Here is a 17,383-nt window from a genome sequence, read left to right as displayed (position 1 = left end):
GGTCGTCCCTGGTCCCCAACACACCCAACGCCCCGTACCGCGCACCCACCAGCTCCACCGCCGCGTCCACGATCCGCTGGAGCGTCGAATCCAGCTCCAGCCCCGACCCCACCGCCAGCACCGCGTCCAGCAGGCTCCGCATCTGGTCCCGCGATTCGGCGATCTCGGTCAACCGATCCCGCACCTCACCGAGCAGTTCGTCCAAGCGCAACCCCGTGAGGCTCACCCTGGTGCCACATCCGCTGAAGTCGGGCTCGCCGGCCATCTCGGCATCTCCTCCTCGGACGTGGTCGACCGCGGTGCCGGGCGTCCAGCTTGGCACGGGACCACAGGGTGAACCAGACCGCCCGCGCGGGGTTCAGGAACAACCGCGACGCGCGCCCGGTCGTGAACTATTCCCACAACCCTTGCCACGCAGGCGCTTCCGCCGGTTCGATCCTCGACACCGTGTCGAGGGGAGGGCCGATTCGGGACCCTGGAACGACTCGTTCCCGACCGCCTAGGGACTTTCGTCCCTAGCCGCCAGGCCCGTGTGCACTGCCGCCGCGAGCGCCGTCGCGCGAGGATGGGGGGCGCCGGGGGCCGTACCACCAGTGGAGCTCACATGTACCAGGTGCCGAGTCAACCAAGCCGTTCCCAGACGACGAACCGGTTCCCGCTCCCGGTGGTGGTGGGCAACGACGGCTCGCTCTGGGGCCAGGCCGCGCTGCGGTGGGCCGCGGAGCACGCCTGGCGGACCGGCGCGGCGCTCGACGTCTGGCTGTGGGACCGCTCCACCGAGGTCCCCGACACCGTCCCCGCCAACGGTGGCCTCAACTACATCACCAGCAGCCTGCCCATGCTGCGCGTGCGGGTGCACGAGTCCGGCACCGACCCCGTGCGCGACCTGGAGACCGCGGGACGCGGGTCGGGTCTGCTGGTGGTCGGCTACCGCGGCCACCGCGCGAGTTCCCTCAGCCTCGGGGAGAAGGTGCTGCCCCTGGTCAGCAGAGCCACGTGCGACACCGTCGTCGTCCGCGGCAGGGCGTCTGCGGTGCGCGGCGACAACCGCAGGGTCACCGCCCTGATCAACGGCGGCGAGGACGACGGCCCGGTCCTCATCCGCGCCGCGGCGATAGCGCTCGGCCACCGCGCCGCGGTGCGCGTGCTGCACGCGCAACCCGTGCCGACGACCAAGGACGCGGTCGCCGCCGACCACCAGTTCGTGCTCGACCACGCCACCCGGCAGCTGGAGAAGCTCGACCGGTGCCCTCCCCACACCGTCGTCCTGCTGCACGGTCAGCCGCACGAGGCCGTCGCCCGCTGCACCGACACCGACCTGCTCGTGGTCGGCGCCGGGGACCAGCTGCCGGAGACGGGCCGCTGCGGCACGGTCACCAGGACCGCCCTGCACCAGGCCCCGTGCCCGGTGATGGTCGTGCACCGCCCGCACGTGCCCGAACCGTGGCCCGCGCCGACCAGCGACCTCGCCCGCCCCGGCGCGGCCGTGCGCGGCCCCCAGTCCAGGCAGCCCGCCCACGCCTCGCGCTGATCAGGTCACCAGCACCGCCGCACCCTCGACCCGGTCCGCCGCCTGATCGGTCAACGCGATGTCGGCCCGGTCCAGCGGGTAGGACCGGGTCACGACGCGCAGCCGGTGCCCGGCGGCGAAGTGGAGGAACTCCCGCGCGTCGGCACGCGTGCTGGACGTGACGCTGCGGAGCTGGCGCTCCTGGAACAGGTGGCGCCGGTGGTCCAACACCGGGGCGTCGCTGAGGTGGATGCCCGCCACGGCCACCGCGCCGCCGCGGTCCAGCGCTTCGAGGGCGGGCGGCACGAGGGAGCCGACCGGCGCGAACAGGATGGCCGAGTCCAGCGGTTCGGGCGGCGGGGCGCCCGCGCCGGTGGCGACGCGGCGCCCGGTTCCCGCGCCCGCGCGCTGCGGGTCAGCGCGTGCCCCGGCGTCACCCCCGGCCGGTGCACGGGCAGGTCGCCCTCGGCCACGTGCAGGTCGGTCCGGCACACACCGCACACCAGGACCTCGATCAGCAGTTCGCCGGGACCGGGACCGGGCAGCGGGTCCCGGCTGGCGCGCAGGGGCCCGCCCGCCATCGGTCCCGGCCGGTCCACGTGCCACGCGAGCACGGTGTCCACACCCCCACCTCCCCGCCAGGGGGGAGGTGGCGTCGGTCCCTGCCGCGCCGGGAGCGCGAGGAGCAGCCTGGAGCGCACCAGGACCCGCGGGAGGCTCGCACGACGTCATCGGTGATCGTGGTCGGCGTGGACGGCTCCCCGGAGAGCCGGGCGGCGCTGCGCTGGGCCCTCGGGGAGGCGAGCCGCACGGGCGCGCTCGTCGAGGCGACGACGGCGTGGCGCCGCGTGCCCGAGGACGGTGCCCAGCGCCGTCGGTACCCGGCGGGCGACCTGCACCGGGTTGTGCGGGAGGTCCGCGCCGAGGTGCCGGCGCACCGACGGTCGCGGAGGTGACGGTCGTCGGCGACGCCGTGTCCGTCCTGGTCGGCGCGTCGAGGCGGGCGACCCTGCTGGTGGTCGGCACCCGGCAGGGCGGCACCTGGTCGGTCGGCGTGGTGCCCGGCTGCGTGCGGCACGCGGCCTGCCCGGTCGTCGTGATCCCGCCGGGCGCGCGGGTCTGATCAGTCGGCGGGCCCGCGCAGCGTGAGCACGACGCGCAGCACGTGCTCCACGGCCGACGGGAACACCGCCCCGCGCAGTTCACCGCGCGTGCCGAGGTTCTGGGACGCGAACTCCAGCATGTGGTCGGGGCCCACGCGGCGCACGACGAGCGCGGCGATCTCCTCCAGGTCGAGACCGGGGTTGTCCAGGCGGGTCAGCGCGAACTCCACGATCAGTTCCTCGTCGGTCATCAGCACTCCCTCGCGGCCGCGTCGAGCGTAGTCCACGGGGTGCGAGGTGGCCGAGCCCCGGAGCGCGCCGTCCACAGTGCACCGCCGGGGCCCGGTGGCGGTCACTCCCGCGCGGGGGTGAGGCGCAGCACGGTGCCCTCGCCGTCGGCGGAGACGTACAGGGAGCCGTCCGGGCCGAGGGCGAGACCGGCGAACCGCCGCGGCACACCGGGGACGCCGTGGGTGAACAGGGCCGGCTCGGCGCGGTCCTCGCCGGGCGGCGGGCCGACGGCCAGGTCCTCCGCCTCGACCGTGCGGACGCCGGTGGTGAGGCTGGTGGCCACGACCCTGCGCCCGCCCGTCTCCACGGTGACGAGGTCGTCGCCGCGGACCACCAGGCCCTGCGGCGCGTCCAGGCCGTCCACGACGAGCACCGGTCGTCCGTCCTCGATCCGGAACACCGCGCCGCGCACGTCGTCGCTGACGTAGCAGCGCTGCTCGGCGTCCAGCGCGACGTCCACCGGCCGGTCGAACCCGGCGGCGAGCACGGTGACGGTGCCCGCCCCGTCGACGGCGACGACCCGGCCCGCGCCGGACTCGGCGACCACGAGGGAGCCGTCCCCGCGCACCGCGATGCCCGTCGGCCGGTCCAGGCCGGTCGCGCGCGGCACCACGCTCCCCGTCGCGGGGTCGTAGGTGCGGACGTCGCCGTACTGCGAGGTCACGTGCAGCAGGCCGCCGTCGGCGGCGATGCCGTGGACGAACGTCAGCAGCTCGTGCGTGACCACCTCGCCGTCGGCGGGACCCGCCAGCCGGTAGTGGTCGGCCGCGTACACGGTCCCGCCCAGGTCGACGGTCACGCCGAACGGGCCGTCGAACCCGCGCGGCACCACGTCCCTGGTCCGCCCGTCCGGGCTCAGCTCCGCGACGCCGCCGCTCGCGAAGCTGGAGACGAACATCCGGTTCTCGTCGTCGAACGCCGCGTTGTCCAGCCCGACGATCCCGCTGGCGACCACCGTGCGGTCACCGGTGCCGAACAGGTCGAGCCGGGTCACGATGCCCGCCGCGCCGCGCGACAGGACCACGAGGGCGCCACCGCGGTCGAAGCGCACGGCGACCGGCTCGTGCACGTCCTCCGCGACCAGCTCCGGCCCACCGCCGTCCACCGGCACCCGGAAGACCCGGTTGGTCAGCATGTGCGGGTAGTACAGGCAGCCGTCCGGGCCGAGCTGCATCGCGTTGCCCATGGCCAGGTCGTCCGCGAGCACCCTCGGCTCGCCGCCGTCGGGGAACAGCTCCAGCAGCCTGCCGCCGGGCCGCATCTCGTTGACGAAGAGCCGCTCGCCGACGAAGGCGATGCCGTTCGGCACCCTCACCCGGTCGGAGACCAGCGTGAACCCGCCCTCCGGGCCGCGCCGCCACACCCGGTCCGGGACCAGGTCGGTGATGTACATCGACCCGTCGGGCCCGAACGCGAGGTCGTCCGGCGACTGCACCGGACCGTCACCGGCCACGACCACCTCGACGTCGCCCGACGCGAGGTCGACGGCGCTGATCCGGCCCGCGAGGAACTGGGCGACGTGCAGCCGCCCGTCCGGCCCGAACGCGACCCCGTTGGAGCCCCACAGCGGGTTCGGCCGGGTCAGCCGCCGCGCGCCCACCGGGTCGGGGCCCCCGAAGCGGCTCATTCGGCGGTCACCATGACGTCGTCCATACCGCCCTCCGCGCGCCAGCGCCGCAGCACCTCGTGGAACGCCACGGGCCCGTCGGCGTAGGTCTCGCGCCGCGCGCGGGGCATCCCCTCGGCGTTGTAGTAGCCGGGGGTGCACTCGGACTGAAAGCGGTGCAGGTCGGGGGCGTTCTCCCGGATCCGCGCCACCCAGGCCTCCTGGGCCTCGGTGGTCGGCTCGACGCGGCGCGCCCCGCGCTCCCGCGCCTCGGCGACGACCGCGGCCACGTGGGTCGCCTGCTCGTCGAGGATGTGCACGAAGTTCACCGAGCTGGCGTTCTGCAACGGCCCGAGGTGGAAGAGGTTGGGGAAGTCGTGGCTGTAGAAGCCGTGCAGCGTCTTCGGCCCCCGGCCCCACGATTCGAGCAGCCCGACGCCGCCGCGGCCGTGCACGGGCAGCAGTCCGGACAGGACCCCGGACACGCCGACCTCGAACCCGGTCGCGAAGACCACGCAGTCGACCTCGTACTCGGTCCCGCCGACCACCAGGCCCTTCTCGGTGACGCGCTCGACACCGCCGTGGTCGGCGGTGTCGACCAGGGTGACGTTGGGGCGGTTGAACGTCTCCAGGTACTCGTCGCTGAACGTCGGGCGCTTGCACATGTAGCGGTACCAGGGCTTCAGCGCCTCGGCGGTCGCCGGGTCCGCGACGACCGCGTCCACCCTGGCGCGCAGCTCGTTCATCTTCTGGAAGTCGACGACCTCGTTCACCCGCTCGCGCTCCTCGGGCGAGAGGTCCGCGTAGGCGTTGCTGGGGATGAGGTTCTGGAGCAGCCGCGCGCTGCCGGTCCAGCCGTCGGAGACCATGTCCTCCTCGGACGGCAGGCCGGTGACGATCGACAGGAAGTTCTCCATCCGGCGGCGCTGCCAGCCGGGGGTCAGCGACAGCGCCCACTCCGGGTCGGTGGGGCGGTTGTCCCGCGCGTCGACCGTGGAGGGCGTGCGCTGGAACACGTACAGGTGCTCGGCGTCGCGGCCCAGGTGCGGCACGACCTGGACGGCGGTCGCGCCGGTCCCGACGACGGCCACGCGCTTGTCGGCGAGCCCGTCGAGGCCGCCGTTCGCGTCGCCGCCGGTGTAGTCGTAGTCCCAGCGGCTGGTGTGGAACGTGTGGCCCGCGAACGTCTCGATGCCGGGGATGCCGGGGAGCTTGGGCCTGCTGAGGGTCCCGCTCGACACCACCACGTAGCGGGACCGCACCTCGTCGCCGCGGTTGGTGCCGACGATCCACTCGTCGGCGTCGTCGTCCCAGCGCAGGTCGGTGACGCGGGTCTGGAAGCAGGTGTCGCGGTAGAGGTCGAAGTGGCGGGCGACGGCCCTCGCGTGCTGCCGGATCTCCTCGCCCGGCGCGTACTTCCACTTCGGGACGTACCCGACCTCTTCGAGCAGGGGCAGGTAGACGTAGGACTCGATGTCGCAGTGGATGCCGGGGTAGCGGTTCCAGTACCAGGTGCCGCCGAAGTCGGCGGCCTCGTCGATCACCCGGATGTCCCGGACACCGGCCTGGCGCAGGCGGGCGCCGGTCAGCAGACCGCCGAACCCGGCGCCGACCAGCACGACCTCGACCCGGTCGCGCAGGGGTTCCCTGGTGAACTCGCGGTCGGCGTGGGGGTCGTCGGCGTAGGCGCTGAACTCGCCCTCGACGCGGCGGTACTGCGCCGTCCCGTCGGGTCGGATCCGGCGGTCGCGCTCGGCCCGGTACCTGGCGCGGAGGGCGTCGGGGTCGAACCCCAGGTCGTCGGGGAGTCCGGACGTGCGTGGCGTGGACATGCACACCTCTCTGGCTGTGCTGGACGGGGCTCTGGGCGAGCATCGGCGCACGACGGCCACAGTCAAGCGACTGACTTAATTGCGGACCATACCGCTCCGTGACCGCGCGACACCACCCCGTGACGTGTCCGACGAGCCTGGCACACCGGACGACCGGAGATCCCGCCGGGTCCATCTAAGTCAATCGACTGCTTTAATCAGCACCTGGTCCGCTCGCCCACCGTCCGGAGGCCCGCCCGTGCCGTCCACGCCGTCCACCGCACCCGTCGACCTGCCCGGCGGCCCTCCGCCGGACGTGACCAGGCGGCCGAACACCGTCGTGGCCGTGCTCGCCTTCGCGGGCGTCACGGTGGCGCTGATGCAGACGATCGTGATCCCCCTGGTGCCCCGGCTGCCCGCCCTGCTGGGCTCGACCCCCGCCGACACGGCCTGGGCGATCACCGCCACGCTGCTCGCCGCCGCCGTCGCCACCCCCACGACGGGACGGCTCGGCGACATGTACGGCAAGCGCCGGATGCTGATGATCAGCCTGGCGCTGCTGGTCGCGGGCTCGACGCTGGGCGCGCTGAGCACGACCCTCGCCCCCCTGGTGGTGGCGCGGGTGCTCCAGGGCCTCGCGTCCGGGGTCATCCCGCTGGGCATCAGCATCATGCGCGACGAACTGCCCGCCGAACGGCTCGGCTCGGCGACCGCCCTGATGAGCGCGTCGCTGGGCGTGGGCGGAGCACTGGGCCTGCCCATCGCCACGCTGCTGGCCGACAGCGTCGACTGGCACCTGCTGTTCTGGCTCGCCGCCGGGCTCGGCGTCGTCGCCGCGGCGCTGGTGGTGGCGCTGGTGCCGGAGTCGTCGGTCCGCACGGGCGGGCGCTTCGACCTCGTCGGCGCGATCGGCCTGTCGATCGTCCTGGTGTGCCTGCTGCTGGCCGTGTCCAAGGGCTCGGCGTGGGGCTGGACCAGCGGACTGACCCTGACGCTGGTCGGCGTGGCGGTCGTGGTGCTGGTGGCGTGGGGCCGGTGGGAGCTGCGGACCGGCGAACCGCTGGTGGACCTGCGCACCAGCGGGCGCAGGCCGGTCGCGCTGACCAACCTCGCCTCCGCCGTGTTCGGCTTCTCCATGTTCGCGATGTCGCTGGTCCTGCCGCAGTTGCTGCTGCTCCCGTCGGCCACCGGGCACGGCCTCGGCCAGCCGATGTTCGTCGTCGGCCTGGTGCTCGCCCCGTCCGGCCTGGTGATGATGGCGATGGCCCCGGTGTCCGCCCGCATCACCCGCACCAGCGGACCTCGCACCACCCTGATCACCGGCACCCTGGTGGTCGCCGCGGGCTACGCGCTCAACCTGCTGCTGCTGAGCGAGATCTGGCAGCTCGTGCTCATCTCCAGCGTGGTCGGCGCGGGCATCGGCCTCGCCTACGGCGCCATGCCGTCCCTGATCATGTCCGCCGTGCCGGTCTCCGAGACCGCCGCCGCCAACAGCCTCAACACCCTGATGCGCTCCATCGGCACCTCGGTGTCGAGTGCCGTCGCGGGTGTCGTCCTGTCGCGGCTCACCGTCCCGTTCGGACCGACCGAGGTGCCGTCCCCGGCCGCGTTCCGGGTGATCATCGGGATCGGCGCGGCCACGGCGCTCGCCGCCGCCGCCGTGGCGTGCCTGATCCCCCGCCGCTGACACCACACCCACCACGAGGACGACGGAGCAGGACATGACGGGACTCGACAACAGCAGCGTGATCGTCACCGGTGGGGGCTCGGGCATCGGCCGGGCCGCCGCGCTGCGCTTCGCGGCCGAACGGGCGAACGTCGTCGTCGCCGACCTCGACGGCGACCGCGCCGCGGCGGTGGTCGAGGAGATCACCGCCGCGGGTGGTGCCGCCGCGGCGGTGGTCGGCGACCTGAGCGAGCAGGCCGTGGTGGACCGGGTGGTCGCGACCGCGGTGGAGGCGTTCGGCGGCGTGGACGTGCTGGTCAACAACGCCGGGATCATGGACGGCATGACGGCGACCGCCGACGTCACCGACGAGGAGTGGGAGCGGGTGCTGCGGGTCAACCTCACCGCGCCGTTCCTGCTCGCCAGGGCCGTCGTGCCGCACATGCTCGCCAAGGGCCGGGGCGCGATCGTCAACACCGCGTCGGAGGCCGGCCTGCGCGGCAGTGCCGCGGGCACGGCCTACACCGTGTCCAAGCACGGCGTCGTGGGGCTGACCAAGTCGCTCGCGATCATGTACCGCACGGCGGGCATCCGCACGAACGCCATCGCGCCCGGTGCCACGACGACCGCCATCGCGAGCCCGCTCGACCGCACGGGCCACGGGCCGAAGACGCTCATGCCGTACATGGCCAACCTCGGCCGCGTGTCCGGGGCCGACGAGCAGGCGGCCGTGATCGTGTTCCTCGCCTCCGACGCGGCGAGCAACCTCAACGGCGTCGTCCTGCCCGTCGACAACGGCTGGTCGGCGGTCTGACCCCGGCGGCGGTCACCGGCAGGGCGGCTGGAACGGCGCCCCCGCGAAGTGCTCGTCCCACTCCTGCGGCGTGATGGGCGGGGCGGTGGCGCAGGCCCACGTCGCGGCGTGCTCGGGGTCGGTCTCCCACAGCCGGGTCGTGCGGTCCTCGCCCGCCGTGGCGAGGGTGTGCCCGTCGGGGTGGAAGGCGACGCCGTAGACGCGGGCGGTGTGGCCGGTCAGGACGGCGGTCCCGGTCGCGCGGGCCGGGTCCCGGATGCCCCACAGCCGCACGGTGCCGTCCGCGCTGCCGGTGGCGAGGGTGCCGCCGTCCGCGCTGACGTCGATCGAGTGGATCATCTCGGTGTGCCCCGCGAGGCGGGCGACCTCCCGGCCGCGCTCCGGGTCGGAGACGTCCCACAGCCGCACCGCGCTGTCACCGCTCGCGGTCGCGATCAGCCTGCTGTCGGGGGTGAAGACCAGTGACTTCACCGAGTCCGTGTGCCCGGTCAGGCTCGCCAGCTCCCGTGCCCGCTCCGGCACGCGAACGTCCCACAGCCGCACGACGTGACCCGAGGTGCCCGCGGCCAGCGTGCGGCCGTCCGGGCTGAACGCGACGGTCTCGACGTTGTCCTCCCCGGTGTGGACGGCGAGTTCGCGCGGACGGCCCGGCCCCGAGACGTCCCACAGCCGCACGGAGTGGTCGGCGCTCCCGGTGGCCACGGTCCGGCCGTCGGGGCTGAACGCCACCGCCTGCACGGAGTCCGCGTACCCGTCGAGGACGACGGGCTCGCCGACGTGGTCGACGTCGCCGACGTCCCACAGCCGCACCACGCGGTCCAGGCCCGCCGTCGCCAGCCGCCGTCCGTCCGGGCTGAACACCACGGCGTTCACCGCCAGGGTGTGGGCGGTGAGCAGCGCGGCGGGCCGCGGGCGGCGGACGTCGCCGAGGTCCCACAGCCGGACCGCACCGTCGTAGCTGGACGTGGCGAGGAGCCCGCCGTCCTGGCTGAAGCCGACGGCGTAGACGGCGGAGTCGTGCCCGCCGAGCACGGGTCCGGGGAGGGCCCACACGCGCGCGACGCGGTCGAACCCGGCGCTGACCACCGAGCGGCCGTCGGGGGTGAACCGGACCGTCACCACCGGACCGGTGTGGCCGCGCAGCACCGTGATCGGCCTCGGGTGGTCGGGGTCGGCCACGTCCCACAGCCGCACGGTCCGGTCGAGCCCCGCGGTCGCGAGGAACCGGCCGTCCGGGCCGAACGCGAGGGCGTGCGCGGTGCCGCCGTCGACGTCGGCCGCCCGCCGGGGGCGGAGCGGGTCGGTGAGGTCCCACAGCCGCACGTGGAAGTCCCTGGTGACCAGGGCCAGGGTGGTGCCGTTCGGTCCGAAGGCGACCGAGCCGGGCCGGTCGAGGCCCTCGGCGGGCCGGGAGGACTCGACGGGGGCGCGGGGGTCGGCGACGTCCCAGACCCGGACGGTGCCGTCCAGGCTCGTCGTGGCCGCGGTCCTCCCCCGCGGGTCGAACGCGACGGAGGTGACCTGGTCGGTGTGGCCGGTGATGGTCGCGGTCGGCACGGGGTGGTGGGGGTCGGTGACGTCCCACAGCCGCACGGTGCGGTCGGCGCTCGCGGTGGCGAGCACCGTCCCGTCCGGGGAGAACACCGCGGCCAGCACGGCGTCGGTGTGCGCGGTCAGCGTGGCCACCTCGGCCGGGTGGCGGGGGTCGGTGACGTCCCACAGCCGGGCCGTCCGGTCCTTGCCCGTCGTCACCAGCAGCGTCCCGGCGGGGTTGAACGCCGCCGTCCACAGCGCGTCGGTGTGCGCGGCGAGCGTGGCGGTCTCGACGGGAGCGCGCCGGTCGGACACGTCCCACAGGCGGGCGGTGCGGTCGCCGCTGGCGGTCGCGACGACCCGGCCGTCCGGGCTGACCGCCACCGACTCGACGATCGCCCCGTGGCCGGGCAGCCTGGCCACGTCGGGGTTCGAGGTCGTGCTGAGCAGGCTGCCGCGCGCCTCGGTCGTGGGCGCGAGCCGGAACGCCGCAAGGCTGAGCCGGGCGGCGAGCCCGGGGTCGTTCGCGCGCAGCACGGCCGCTTCCCCGGCGACCTTCTGCGACAGGGCGGTGTTGCGCTGGCTGGCGACGGTCCGCGCGGTCGTGGCGGCGTAGACGGACGTGCCGACGGCGAGGACGAGGAGCACCGCGAGCACCGCGACGAGCTGACGCAGCCTCCGGGCCCGCCGCCGCCGCGCCGCCCGCTCCGCCGTGCGCTCCGCGGCGCTCGCCTCCAGGAACTCCCGTTCGACGGGGGTGAGCGCGGTGCCGTCGCGGCAGGCCCAGTCCTCGGCGGTGTCCAGGCGCAGCCCGCGGTAGAGGGCTCCGGGATCGCGGTCCAGTGCGAGCCACGCCGCCGTCGCCTCGGTCAGCGCGCGGTGCACCCGAAGCCCGTCGCGGTCCTCGGCGAGCCACGAGCGCAGCCGCGGCCACGACCGGATCAGGGCCTCGTGGGCGATCTCCACGCCGTCGCCGTCCAGGACCACCAGCCTGGCCCGCGCCAGGTCGTCCAGCACGGCGTGCGCGGGGTGGTCGGCGGGGCCGAACTCCTCGCGCCGCACCCGGCGCTTGGTGTCCTCCGTGCCCTCCCCGAACGCGCACAGGCGGAGGAACAGGTGCCGCGCGACGGCCCGCTGCTCGTCCGACAGCGCGGTGTGGACCCGCTCGGCGGTGTGCGCCACGGCCCGCTCGACGCCGCCCGCGGCCTCGTAGCCCGCCAGGGTCAGGGTGGTGCCGCGCCTGCGCCGCCAGGTCTCCAGCAGCGCGTGCGACACCAGCGGCAGCACGCCGGGCTGGCCGGTGGCGTCCGCGACGATCCGCGCGACGAGCGCCGTCTCCGCGGTGTGGCCGGAGCGGACGGCGGGCTGCACCACGGCGGCGCGCAGGTCCTCGGCCGTCATCGTGCCGACCGTGACCTGGCCGCCGCGCAGCGCTTCGAGCAGGCCGGGGTGCGCGGTGCAGTGGGCGTAGAAGTCGGCCCGCACCCCCAGCACGACGCGGCAGCCGCTGGGGCGCGACCGGGCGGCGGTCAGCACCTGGTCGAGGAACGCGGTCCGCTCGGCCGGGTCGTGGCAGAGCGTGAAGACCTCCTCGAACTGGTCGACGACGACCACCGCCTCCGCGCCGTCGGGGACCGCTCGGCGGATCGCCCGGTGCAGCGCGCGGGGGTCGTCCACGGGCAGGTCGACCGGCTCGCCGGTCAGCCGGGCCAGGTGGGTCGCGCACTCCCGCAACGGCCGCGCGCCGGGGGTGAACAGCAGCACCGGGCCGTCCAGACGGGCGACCAGCCCGGCGCGCAGCAGCGACGACTTGCCCGAGCCGGACGCCCCCACGACCACGACGACCCGCTGCTCGCGCAGGCACGACCGCAGGTCCTCGACCAGCCGCTCGCGGCCGAAGAACCGGTCCGCGTCCTCGGGCTGGAACGCGGCCAGCCCGACGTACGGCGCGTCCCCCACCTCGTCGCGGGGCGGCGGCTCGACCTCGGCGGCCACCTCGTGCCAGCGCTTCTCCCACTCCTCCACCGGTCCGCCGCACGCCCGCACGTAGGCGAGCGCCACGGCGAGGCTGGGCAGCTTGCGCCCTCCGGCGGCCAGCGACAGCGCGGCCTCCGAGTAGTGCGCCAGCCCGCTGAGCTGCCGGTAGGTCGGCCTGCCCGCCTTCTCGCGCAGCAGGCGCAGATCGCGCGCGAACCGCAGCAGCGCGGTGTCCCCTTCGTCCAGCGGACGTTCTCGACGAGGCATCGTCCCTCCCGGTGACGATCTTCCTGCGTCGAGCCCGCCGAGTCAGGGGATCCGCGGCGGAGAACCCGATCGGCCGACAGCCCGCACGACACCGGTCGCACGGGCCGCCCACGACCTCACCCCGCCGCCCGCACCGCCAGGTTCACCTGGAGCACGTTGACCGCCGGGTCACCGAGCACACCCAGACCGCGCCCGGTCGTGCCTGCCGCCACCAGGTCCCGCACCACCGCCTCGGACAGCCCGGTCACCCGAGCCACCCGAGCCACCTGCAACGCCGCGTAGGCCGGACTGATCTGCGGGTCCAACCCCGACGCCGAGGCCGTCACCGCGTCCGCGGGCACCTGCTCCGGCGCGACGCCCTCGCGGGCGGCGACCGCGGCGCGGCGCTCGGCCACGACGGCGTCGTAGTCCTCGTTCACGGCGGACTTGTTGCTGCCCAGCGACGACGACGGGTCGCCGGGGCCCAGCGGGCCCTCCGCCAGCGCCGACGGGCGGGTGTGGAACCACGGGTCGTTCGCCGGGTCCTCGGCGACCGGGTCCACGCCGATCAGCGCCGAGCCGACGGCCTGGCCGTTCCGGGTGATGATCGAGCCCTCGGCGTTGGCCTGGAGACCGGGCACGCGGCCGATGCCCCACACCGCGAGCGGGTAGAGGACCCCGGTGATCACGGTCAGGACGAGCAGGACGCGCAGTCCGGCGAGGGACTGCTTGAGGAGGTTGTTCACGGTCACCCGATTCCAGGGACGAGTCGGACGAGCAGGTCGATCAGCCAGATCCCGGCGAACGGCGTGACGACGCCGCCGAGGCCGTAGACCAGCAGGTTGCGCCGCAGCAGCGCGGACGCGCTGGACGGCCGGTACCGGACACCGCGCAGCGCCAACGGGATCAGCACCACGATGACCAGTGCGTTGAAGACCACCGCGGACAGGATCGCCGACTGCGGTGTGGCCAGGTGCATGATGTTGAGCCTGTCGAGCTGCGGGTGGATGCCCGCGAACATGGCGGGCAGGATCGCGAAGTACTTCGCCAGGTCGTTGGCCACGCTGAACGTCGTCAGCGCCCCCCTGGTGATCAGCAGCTGCTTGCCGATCTCCACGATCTCGATCAGCTTGGTGGGGTCGGAGTCCAGGTCCACCATGTTGCCCGCCTCCTTCGCGGCGGACGTGCCGGTGTTCATGGCGACACCGACGTCGGACTGCGCCAGGGCGGGCGCGTCGTTGGTGCCGTCGCCGGTCATCGCGACCAGCTTGCCGCCCTCCTGCTCCTGGCGGATCAGGGCCATCTTGTCCTCGGGCTTGGCCTCCGCGAGGAAGTCGTCCACCCCGGCCTCGTCGGCGATGGCCTTGGCGGTCAACGGGTTGTCGCCCGTCACCATGACGGTCCTGATGCCCATGGCCCGCAGTTCGGCGAACCGCTCCCGCATACCGGGCTTGACGACGTCCGACAGCCGGATCACCCCGCGCACCGAGGCGGTGCCGTCGCGGACCTCGGCGACCACGAGCGGCGTGCCGCCCTGCTCGCTGATCTCGTCCACGACCGGCCCGACCTCGCCGGACACCTGGCCGCCGCGCTCCAGCACCCAGGCCCGCACGGCGCTCGCGGCCCCCTTGCGCACCTCGACGCCGCCGAGGTCGATGCCGCTCATGCGGGTGTTCGCGCTGAACTCCACGAACTCGCCGGTCTTCTCGTGGTCGGTCGCCTCGGCCGAGAGGCCGAACCGCTCCGCGCACAGCTCGACGACGCTGCGCCCCTCGGGCGTGCCGTCGGCCAGGCTGGACAGCCGGACCACCGCGGCCAGCTCCTCGGGGGTGGTGCCGCCGACCGGCACGAGGTCGGTCGCGCGCCGGTTGCCGAACGTGATCGTGCCGGTCTTGTCCAGCAGCAGCGTGTCGATGTCCCCCGCGGCCTCGACGGCCTTGCCCGAGGTCGCCAGGACGTTGCGCTGCACCAGGCGGTCCATGCCCGCGATGCCGATCGCGGACAGCAGCGCGCCGATCGTGGTCGGGATCAGGCACACCAGCAGCGCGGTCAGCACGATCACCGACTGGGTGCTGCCCGAGTAGGCGGCCATGGGCTGCAACGCCACCACGGCGAGCAGGAAGATGACCGTCAGCGTGGACAGCAGGATCGTCAGCGCGATCTCGTTCGGCGTCTTCTGCCGCTCAGCGCCCTCGACGAGCGCGATCATCCGGTCCACGAAGGACTCGCCGGGCTTCGTGCTGATCCGCACGACGATCCGGTCGGACAGCACGGTCGTGCCGCCGGTGACCGCGCTCCGGTCGCCGCCGGACTCGCGGATGACCGGCGCGGACTCGCCGGTGATGGCCGACTCGTCGACGGTGGCGATGCCCTCGACCACGTCGCCGTCGCCGGGGACCACCTCCCCCGCCTCGACCACGACCAGGTCGCCGACGCGCAGCTCGGTGCCGGGCACGGGTTCCTCGCCGCCGTCGACCAGCCTGCGGGCGACGGCGTCCTTCTTGGTCCTGCGCAACGACTCGGCCTGCGCCTTGCCCCGGCCCTCGGCGACGGCCTCGGCCAGGTTGGCGAACAGCACGGTGAACCACAGCCACCCGGCGACGCCGAGGGAGAACGCGCTCGGGTCGGCGACGGCGAAGACCGTGACCAGGACCGAGCCGACCCAGACGACGAACACCACCGGGTTGCGGAGCTGGTGGCGGGGGTCGAACTTGCGCAGCGCGTCCGGGAACGACGTCAGCAGCTGCCGGGGGGCGAACACTCCCCCGCCGACCTGGCGGTGGTGCGCGGCCACGGCCGCCTGCTCCTCGGGAGTCCGCTGTGGACGGTGGGTGGTGGTGGTCACAGCAGTGCCTCCGCGATGGGACCGAGTGCGAGAGCGGGGACGAACGTGAGCGCGGCGACCAGCACGACGCTGCCGCCGAGGAGCGTGGCGAACAGCGGGCCGGTGGTGGGCAGCGTGCCCGCCGTCTCCGGGACCTTCCGCTGCGCGGCCAGCGATCCGGCCAGGCAGAGGACGGCGACGATCGGGACGAACCGGCCGAGCAGCATGCAGGCGCCGAGCGAGGACTGGAACCAGTCGTTCGTCGCGGTGATGCCCGCGAACGCGCTGCCGTTGTTGTTGGACGCCGACGCGTAGGCGTAGAGGACCTCGGACAGCCCGTGCGCGCCGGGGTTGTTCAGCGCGCCCGCGGTGCCGGGCAGCACCAGCGCGGTCCCGACGCCCAGCAGCACCAGCGTGGGCATGGCGAGGATCGACAGCGCCGCGGCGGTCACCTCGCGCTTGCCGAGCTTCTTGCCCAGGTACTCGGGTGTGCGGCCGACCATCAGCCCCGCCAGGAACATCGCGATGATCGCCATGACGAGGATGCCGTACAGGCCGGTGCCCACCCCTCCGGGAGTCATCTCGCCGAACAGCATGTTGAGCAGCGTCCCGCCGCCGCCGAGGCCGCTGAAGCTGTCGTGCGCGGAGTTCACGGCGCCCGTCGACGTGCCCGTCGTCGAGTCGGCGAACAGCGCGGAGCCCGCGATCCCGAACCGGGTCTCCTTGCCCTCCAACGGCCGCAGCCCGTGCTCCTCGGCCCACCAGATCACCGCGAGCATCCCCGCCCACAGCGTGCCCATGACGCCGAGCAGCACGTACCCCTGCTTGCGGTTGCCCACCAGCGTCCCGAACGTGCGGGTCAGCGACACCGGGACCACCAGCAGCAGGAAGACCTCGACCAGGTTCGACCACGAGTTCGGGTTCTCGAACGGGTGCGCCGAGTTGGCGTTGAAGACGCCGCCGCCGTTGGTGCCGAGCAGCTTGACGGCCTCCTGGCTCGCGGCGGGGGCCAGCGCGATGGTGTGCCGGACGCCGTCCGGCCCGACGACCTCGACGCCGGAGCGCAGGCTCATCACCACACCGAGTCCCAGCAGGACGATCGCGGAGACGAACGCCAGCGGCAGCAGGACCCGCAGCGTGCCGCGCACGAGGTCGACCCAGAAGTTGCCGAGGCGGTCGGTCTTCGACCGGACGAACCCGCGCACCAGCGCCATCGCCACGGCGAGGCCGACGGCGGCGGACACGAAGTTCTGCACGGTGAGGCCGACCATCTGCACGGCGTGGCCCATGACGACCTCGGGCACGTAGGACTGCCAGTTCGTGTTGGACACGAAGCTGGCGGCGTTGTTGAACGCCATGCCCGGTGGGACCGCGCCGCGACCGAAGTCGAACGGCAGCAGCGGTTGCAGCCGTTGCAGCAGGTAGAGGAACACCACGGACACGAAGGAGAACCCGAGCACGCCCTGGGCGTAGGTGCCCCAGCGCTGCTCGGACTCCGGGTCGACGCGGACGAGCCGGTAGACGGCGGCCTCCGCACGGGTGTGCCGGGCGCCGCTGAACACGCGGGCCACGTGGTCGCCGAGCGGGCGGTGGACCACCGCCAGGGCCGCGAGGAGGAGACCGACCTGGAGGAGGCCGGCCGCGGTGGATGACATCAGAACTTCTCCGGCCTGATCAGCGCGACGAACAGGTACACGACCAACAGCAGTGCGAGCACGCCACCCAGGACGTTCGCCAGAACCCCGGTGCCGCTCACAACCGCTCCAGACCGCGCACCGTCAGCGCCAGCAGCGCGAACACACCGATCAGCAGCAAGGCGTAGGCCAGGTCGGCCATTGCGATGCTCCATTCCCCACATGGGCTCCAGGTCGCCCCGACGGCGACCGCGACCGGTCGAGCGTGCGCCGCCGCGTCAGCCGATCGGCGGTCCCTGACGGCTCCTTGACACGCGCCGCCCGCGCGTTGACGCGATCTTGACGCCGTGGTGACGCCGGTCATCTCC

The 17,383-nt window shown here is 74.0% G+C and carries 15 protein-coding genes and 1 pseudogene; 5 read left to right on the top strand and 11 right to left on the bottom strand.

The window, feature by feature from the left end; all coding sequences use genetic code 11:
* A pseudogene (locus AC156L_RS22440) lies at positions 1 to 265 on the bottom strand (histidine kinase); the annotation flags it as partial.
* Positions 266 to 613: 348 nt separating this feature from the next.
* Here AC156L_RS22440 and AC156L_RS22435 point away from each other — a divergent pair.
* Positions 614 to 1,531, top strand: coding sequence for a universal stress protein (locus tag AC156L_RS22435; protein ID WP_330874931.1), 918 nt, complete (start codon positions 614 to 616; stop codon positions 1,529 to 1,531).
* Between the two features lie 89 nt (positions 1,532 to 1,620).
* On the opposite strand, the gene AC156L_RS22430 is transcribed toward AC156L_RS22435, so the two are convergent.
* Positions 1,621 to 2,091 carry an alcohol dehydrogenase catalytic domain-containing protein gene (locus AC156L_RS22430; protein ID WP_330874938.1) on the bottom strand — a complete coding sequence of 157 codons (471 nt, stop codon included), beginning with the start codon at positions 2,089 to 2,091 and terminating at the stop codon, positions 1,621 to 1,623.
* Between the two features lie 153 nt (positions 2,092 to 2,244).
* On the opposite strand from AC156L_RS22430, the gene AC156L_RS22425 reads away from it, so the two are divergent.
* A complete protein-coding gene (locus AC156L_RS22425) occupies positions 2,245 to 2,466 on the top strand; it encodes a universal stress protein (RefSeq protein ID WP_330874930.1) in 222 nt (73 codons plus the stop codon).
* Entirely contained in the window at positions 2,463 to 2,633 is a 171-nt protein-coding gene (locus AC156L_RS22420) for an adenine nucleotide alpha hydrolase family protein (RefSeq protein ID WP_330874929.1), read from the top strand. Before AC156L_RS22425 ends, AC156L_RS22420 begins: the two co-directional genes overlap by 4 nt.
* Here AC156L_RS22420 and AC156L_RS22415 read toward each other — a convergent pair whose 3' ends face one another.
* The 3 genes from AC156L_RS22415 to AC156L_RS22405 all read right to left on the bottom strand — a co-directional run bounded on the left by AC156L_RS22415 (position 2,634) and on the right by AC156L_RS22405 (position 6,342).
* A complete protein-coding gene (locus AC156L_RS22415) occupies positions 2,634 to 2,864 on the bottom strand; it encodes a hypothetical protein (RefSeq protein WP_330874928.1) in 231 nt (76 codons plus the stop codon).
* Positions 2,865 to 2,965: 101 nt separating this feature from the next.
* Positions 2,966 to 4,531, bottom strand: coding sequence for an SMP-30/gluconolactonase/LRE family protein (locus tag AC156L_RS22410; protein WP_330874927.1), 1,566 nt, complete (start codon positions 4,529 to 4,531; stop codon positions 2,966 to 2,968).
* Positions 4,528 to 6,342, bottom strand: coding sequence for a flavin-containing monooxygenase (locus AC156L_RS22405; protein WP_330874926.1), 1,815 nt, complete (start codon positions 6,340 to 6,342; stop codon positions 4,528 to 4,530). Before AC156L_RS22405 ends, AC156L_RS22410 begins: the two co-directional genes overlap by 4 nt.
* A gap of 295 nt (positions 6,343 to 6,637) precedes the next feature.
* Between AC156L_RS22405 and AC156L_RS22400 the strand changes: the two genes are divergently transcribed.
* Together AC156L_RS22400 and AC156L_RS22395 are read left to right on the top strand one after the other, a co-directional pair.
* Entirely contained in the window at positions 6,638 to 8,008 is a 1,371-nt protein-coding gene (locus AC156L_RS22400; protein WP_414719836.1) for an MFS transporter, read from the top strand.
* A 34-nt stretch (positions 8,009 to 8,042) separates the two neighbouring features.
* A complete protein-coding gene (locus tag AC156L_RS22395) occupies positions 8,043 to 8,801 on the top strand; it encodes an SDR family NAD(P)-dependent oxidoreductase (RefSeq protein ID WP_330874925.1) in 759 nt (252 codons plus the stop codon).
* 12 nt (positions 8,802 to 8,813) lie between these two features.
* Here AC156L_RS22395 and AC156L_RS22390 read toward each other — a convergent pair whose 3' ends face one another.
* The 6 genes from AC156L_RS22390 to AC156L_RS22365 all read right to left on the bottom strand — a co-directional run bounded on the left by AC156L_RS22390 (position 8,814) and on the right by AC156L_RS22365 (position 17,379).
* A complete protein-coding gene (locus tag AC156L_RS22390) occupies positions 8,814 to 12,578 on the bottom strand; it encodes an nSTAND1 domain-containing NTPase (RefSeq protein WP_330874924.1) in 3,765 nt (1,254 codons plus the stop codon).
* Between the two features lie 116 nt (positions 12,579 to 12,694).
* Positions 12,695 to 13,303 carry a K(+)-transporting ATPase subunit C gene (gene kdpC / locus AC156L_RS22385; protein ID WP_330874936.1) on the bottom strand — a complete coding sequence of 203 codons (609 nt, stop codon included), beginning with the start codon at positions 13,301 to 13,303 and terminating at the stop codon, positions 12,695 to 12,697.
* Positions 13,304 to 13,305: 2 nt separating this feature from the next.
* Positions 13,306 to 15,402 carry a potassium-transporting ATPase subunit KdpB gene (kdpB, locus tag AC156L_RS22380; RefSeq protein ID WP_414719835.1) on the bottom strand — a complete coding sequence of 699 codons (2,097 nt, stop codon included), beginning with the start codon at positions 15,400 to 15,402 and terminating at the stop codon, positions 13,306 to 13,308.
* On the bottom strand, positions 15,399 to 17,036 hold the full coding sequence (gene kdpA, locus AC156L_RS22375; RefSeq protein WP_330874923.1) for a potassium-transporting ATPase subunit KdpA: 1,638 nt from the start codon (positions 17,034 to 17,036) through the stop codon (positions 15,399 to 15,401). The genes kdpB and kdpA overlap by 4 nt, the downstream gene beginning before the upstream one ends.
* A complete protein-coding gene (kdpF, locus tag AC156L_RS22370; RefSeq protein WP_330874922.1) occupies positions 17,036 to 17,137 on the bottom strand; it encodes a K(+)-transporting ATPase subunit F in 102 nt (33 codons plus the stop codon). Before kdpF ends, kdpA begins: the two co-directional genes overlap by 1 nt.
* Positions 17,134 to 17,379, bottom strand: coding sequence for a hypothetical protein (locus tag AC156L_RS22365; RefSeq protein ID WP_330874921.1), 246 nt, complete (start codon positions 17,377 to 17,379; stop codon positions 17,134 to 17,136). The genes kdpF and AC156L_RS22365 overlap by 4 nt, the downstream gene beginning before the upstream one ends.
* Positions 17,380 to 17,383: the final 4 nt, after the last annotated feature.

The sequence above is a fragment of the Umezawaea sp. genome (assembly GCF_057122925.1).
This window is presented reverse-complemented; position numbering and strand designations above follow the sequence as displayed.

Bases quoted from the DNA above. Each gene is read 5' to 3' on its own strand.
- AC156L_RS22390 (WP_330874924.1), bottom strand. From the start codon at position 12,578: ATGCCTCGTCGAGAACGTCCGCTGGACGAAGGGGACACCGCGCTGCTG.
- kdpA (WP_330874923.1), bottom strand. From the start codon at position 17,036: ATGTCATCCACCGCGGCCGGCCTCCTCCAGGTCGGTCTCCTCCTCGCG.
- AC156L_RS22415 (WP_330874928.1), bottom strand. From the start codon at position 2,864: ATGACCGACGAGGAACTGATCGTGGAGTTCGCGCTGACCCGCCTGGAC.
- AC156L_RS22410 (WP_330874927.1), bottom strand. From the start codon at position 4,531: ATGAGCCGCTTCGGGGGCCCCGACCCGGTGGGCGCGCGGCGGCTGACC.
- AC156L_RS22405 (WP_330874926.1), bottom strand. From the start codon at position 6,342: ATGTCCACGCCACGCACGTCCGGACTCCCCGACGACCTGGGGTTCGAC.
- AC156L_RS22395 (WP_330874925.1), top strand. From the start codon at position 8,043: ATGACGGGACTCGACAACAGCAGCGTGATCGTCACCGGTGGGGGCTCG.
- AC156L_RS22430 (WP_330874938.1), bottom strand. From the start codon at position 2,091: ATGGCGGGCGGGCCCCTGCGCGCCAGCCGGGACCCGCTGCCCGGTCCC.
- AC156L_RS22365 (WP_330874921.1), bottom strand. From the start codon at position 17,379: ATGACCGGCGTCACCACGGCGTCAAGATCGCGTCAACGCGCGGGCGGC.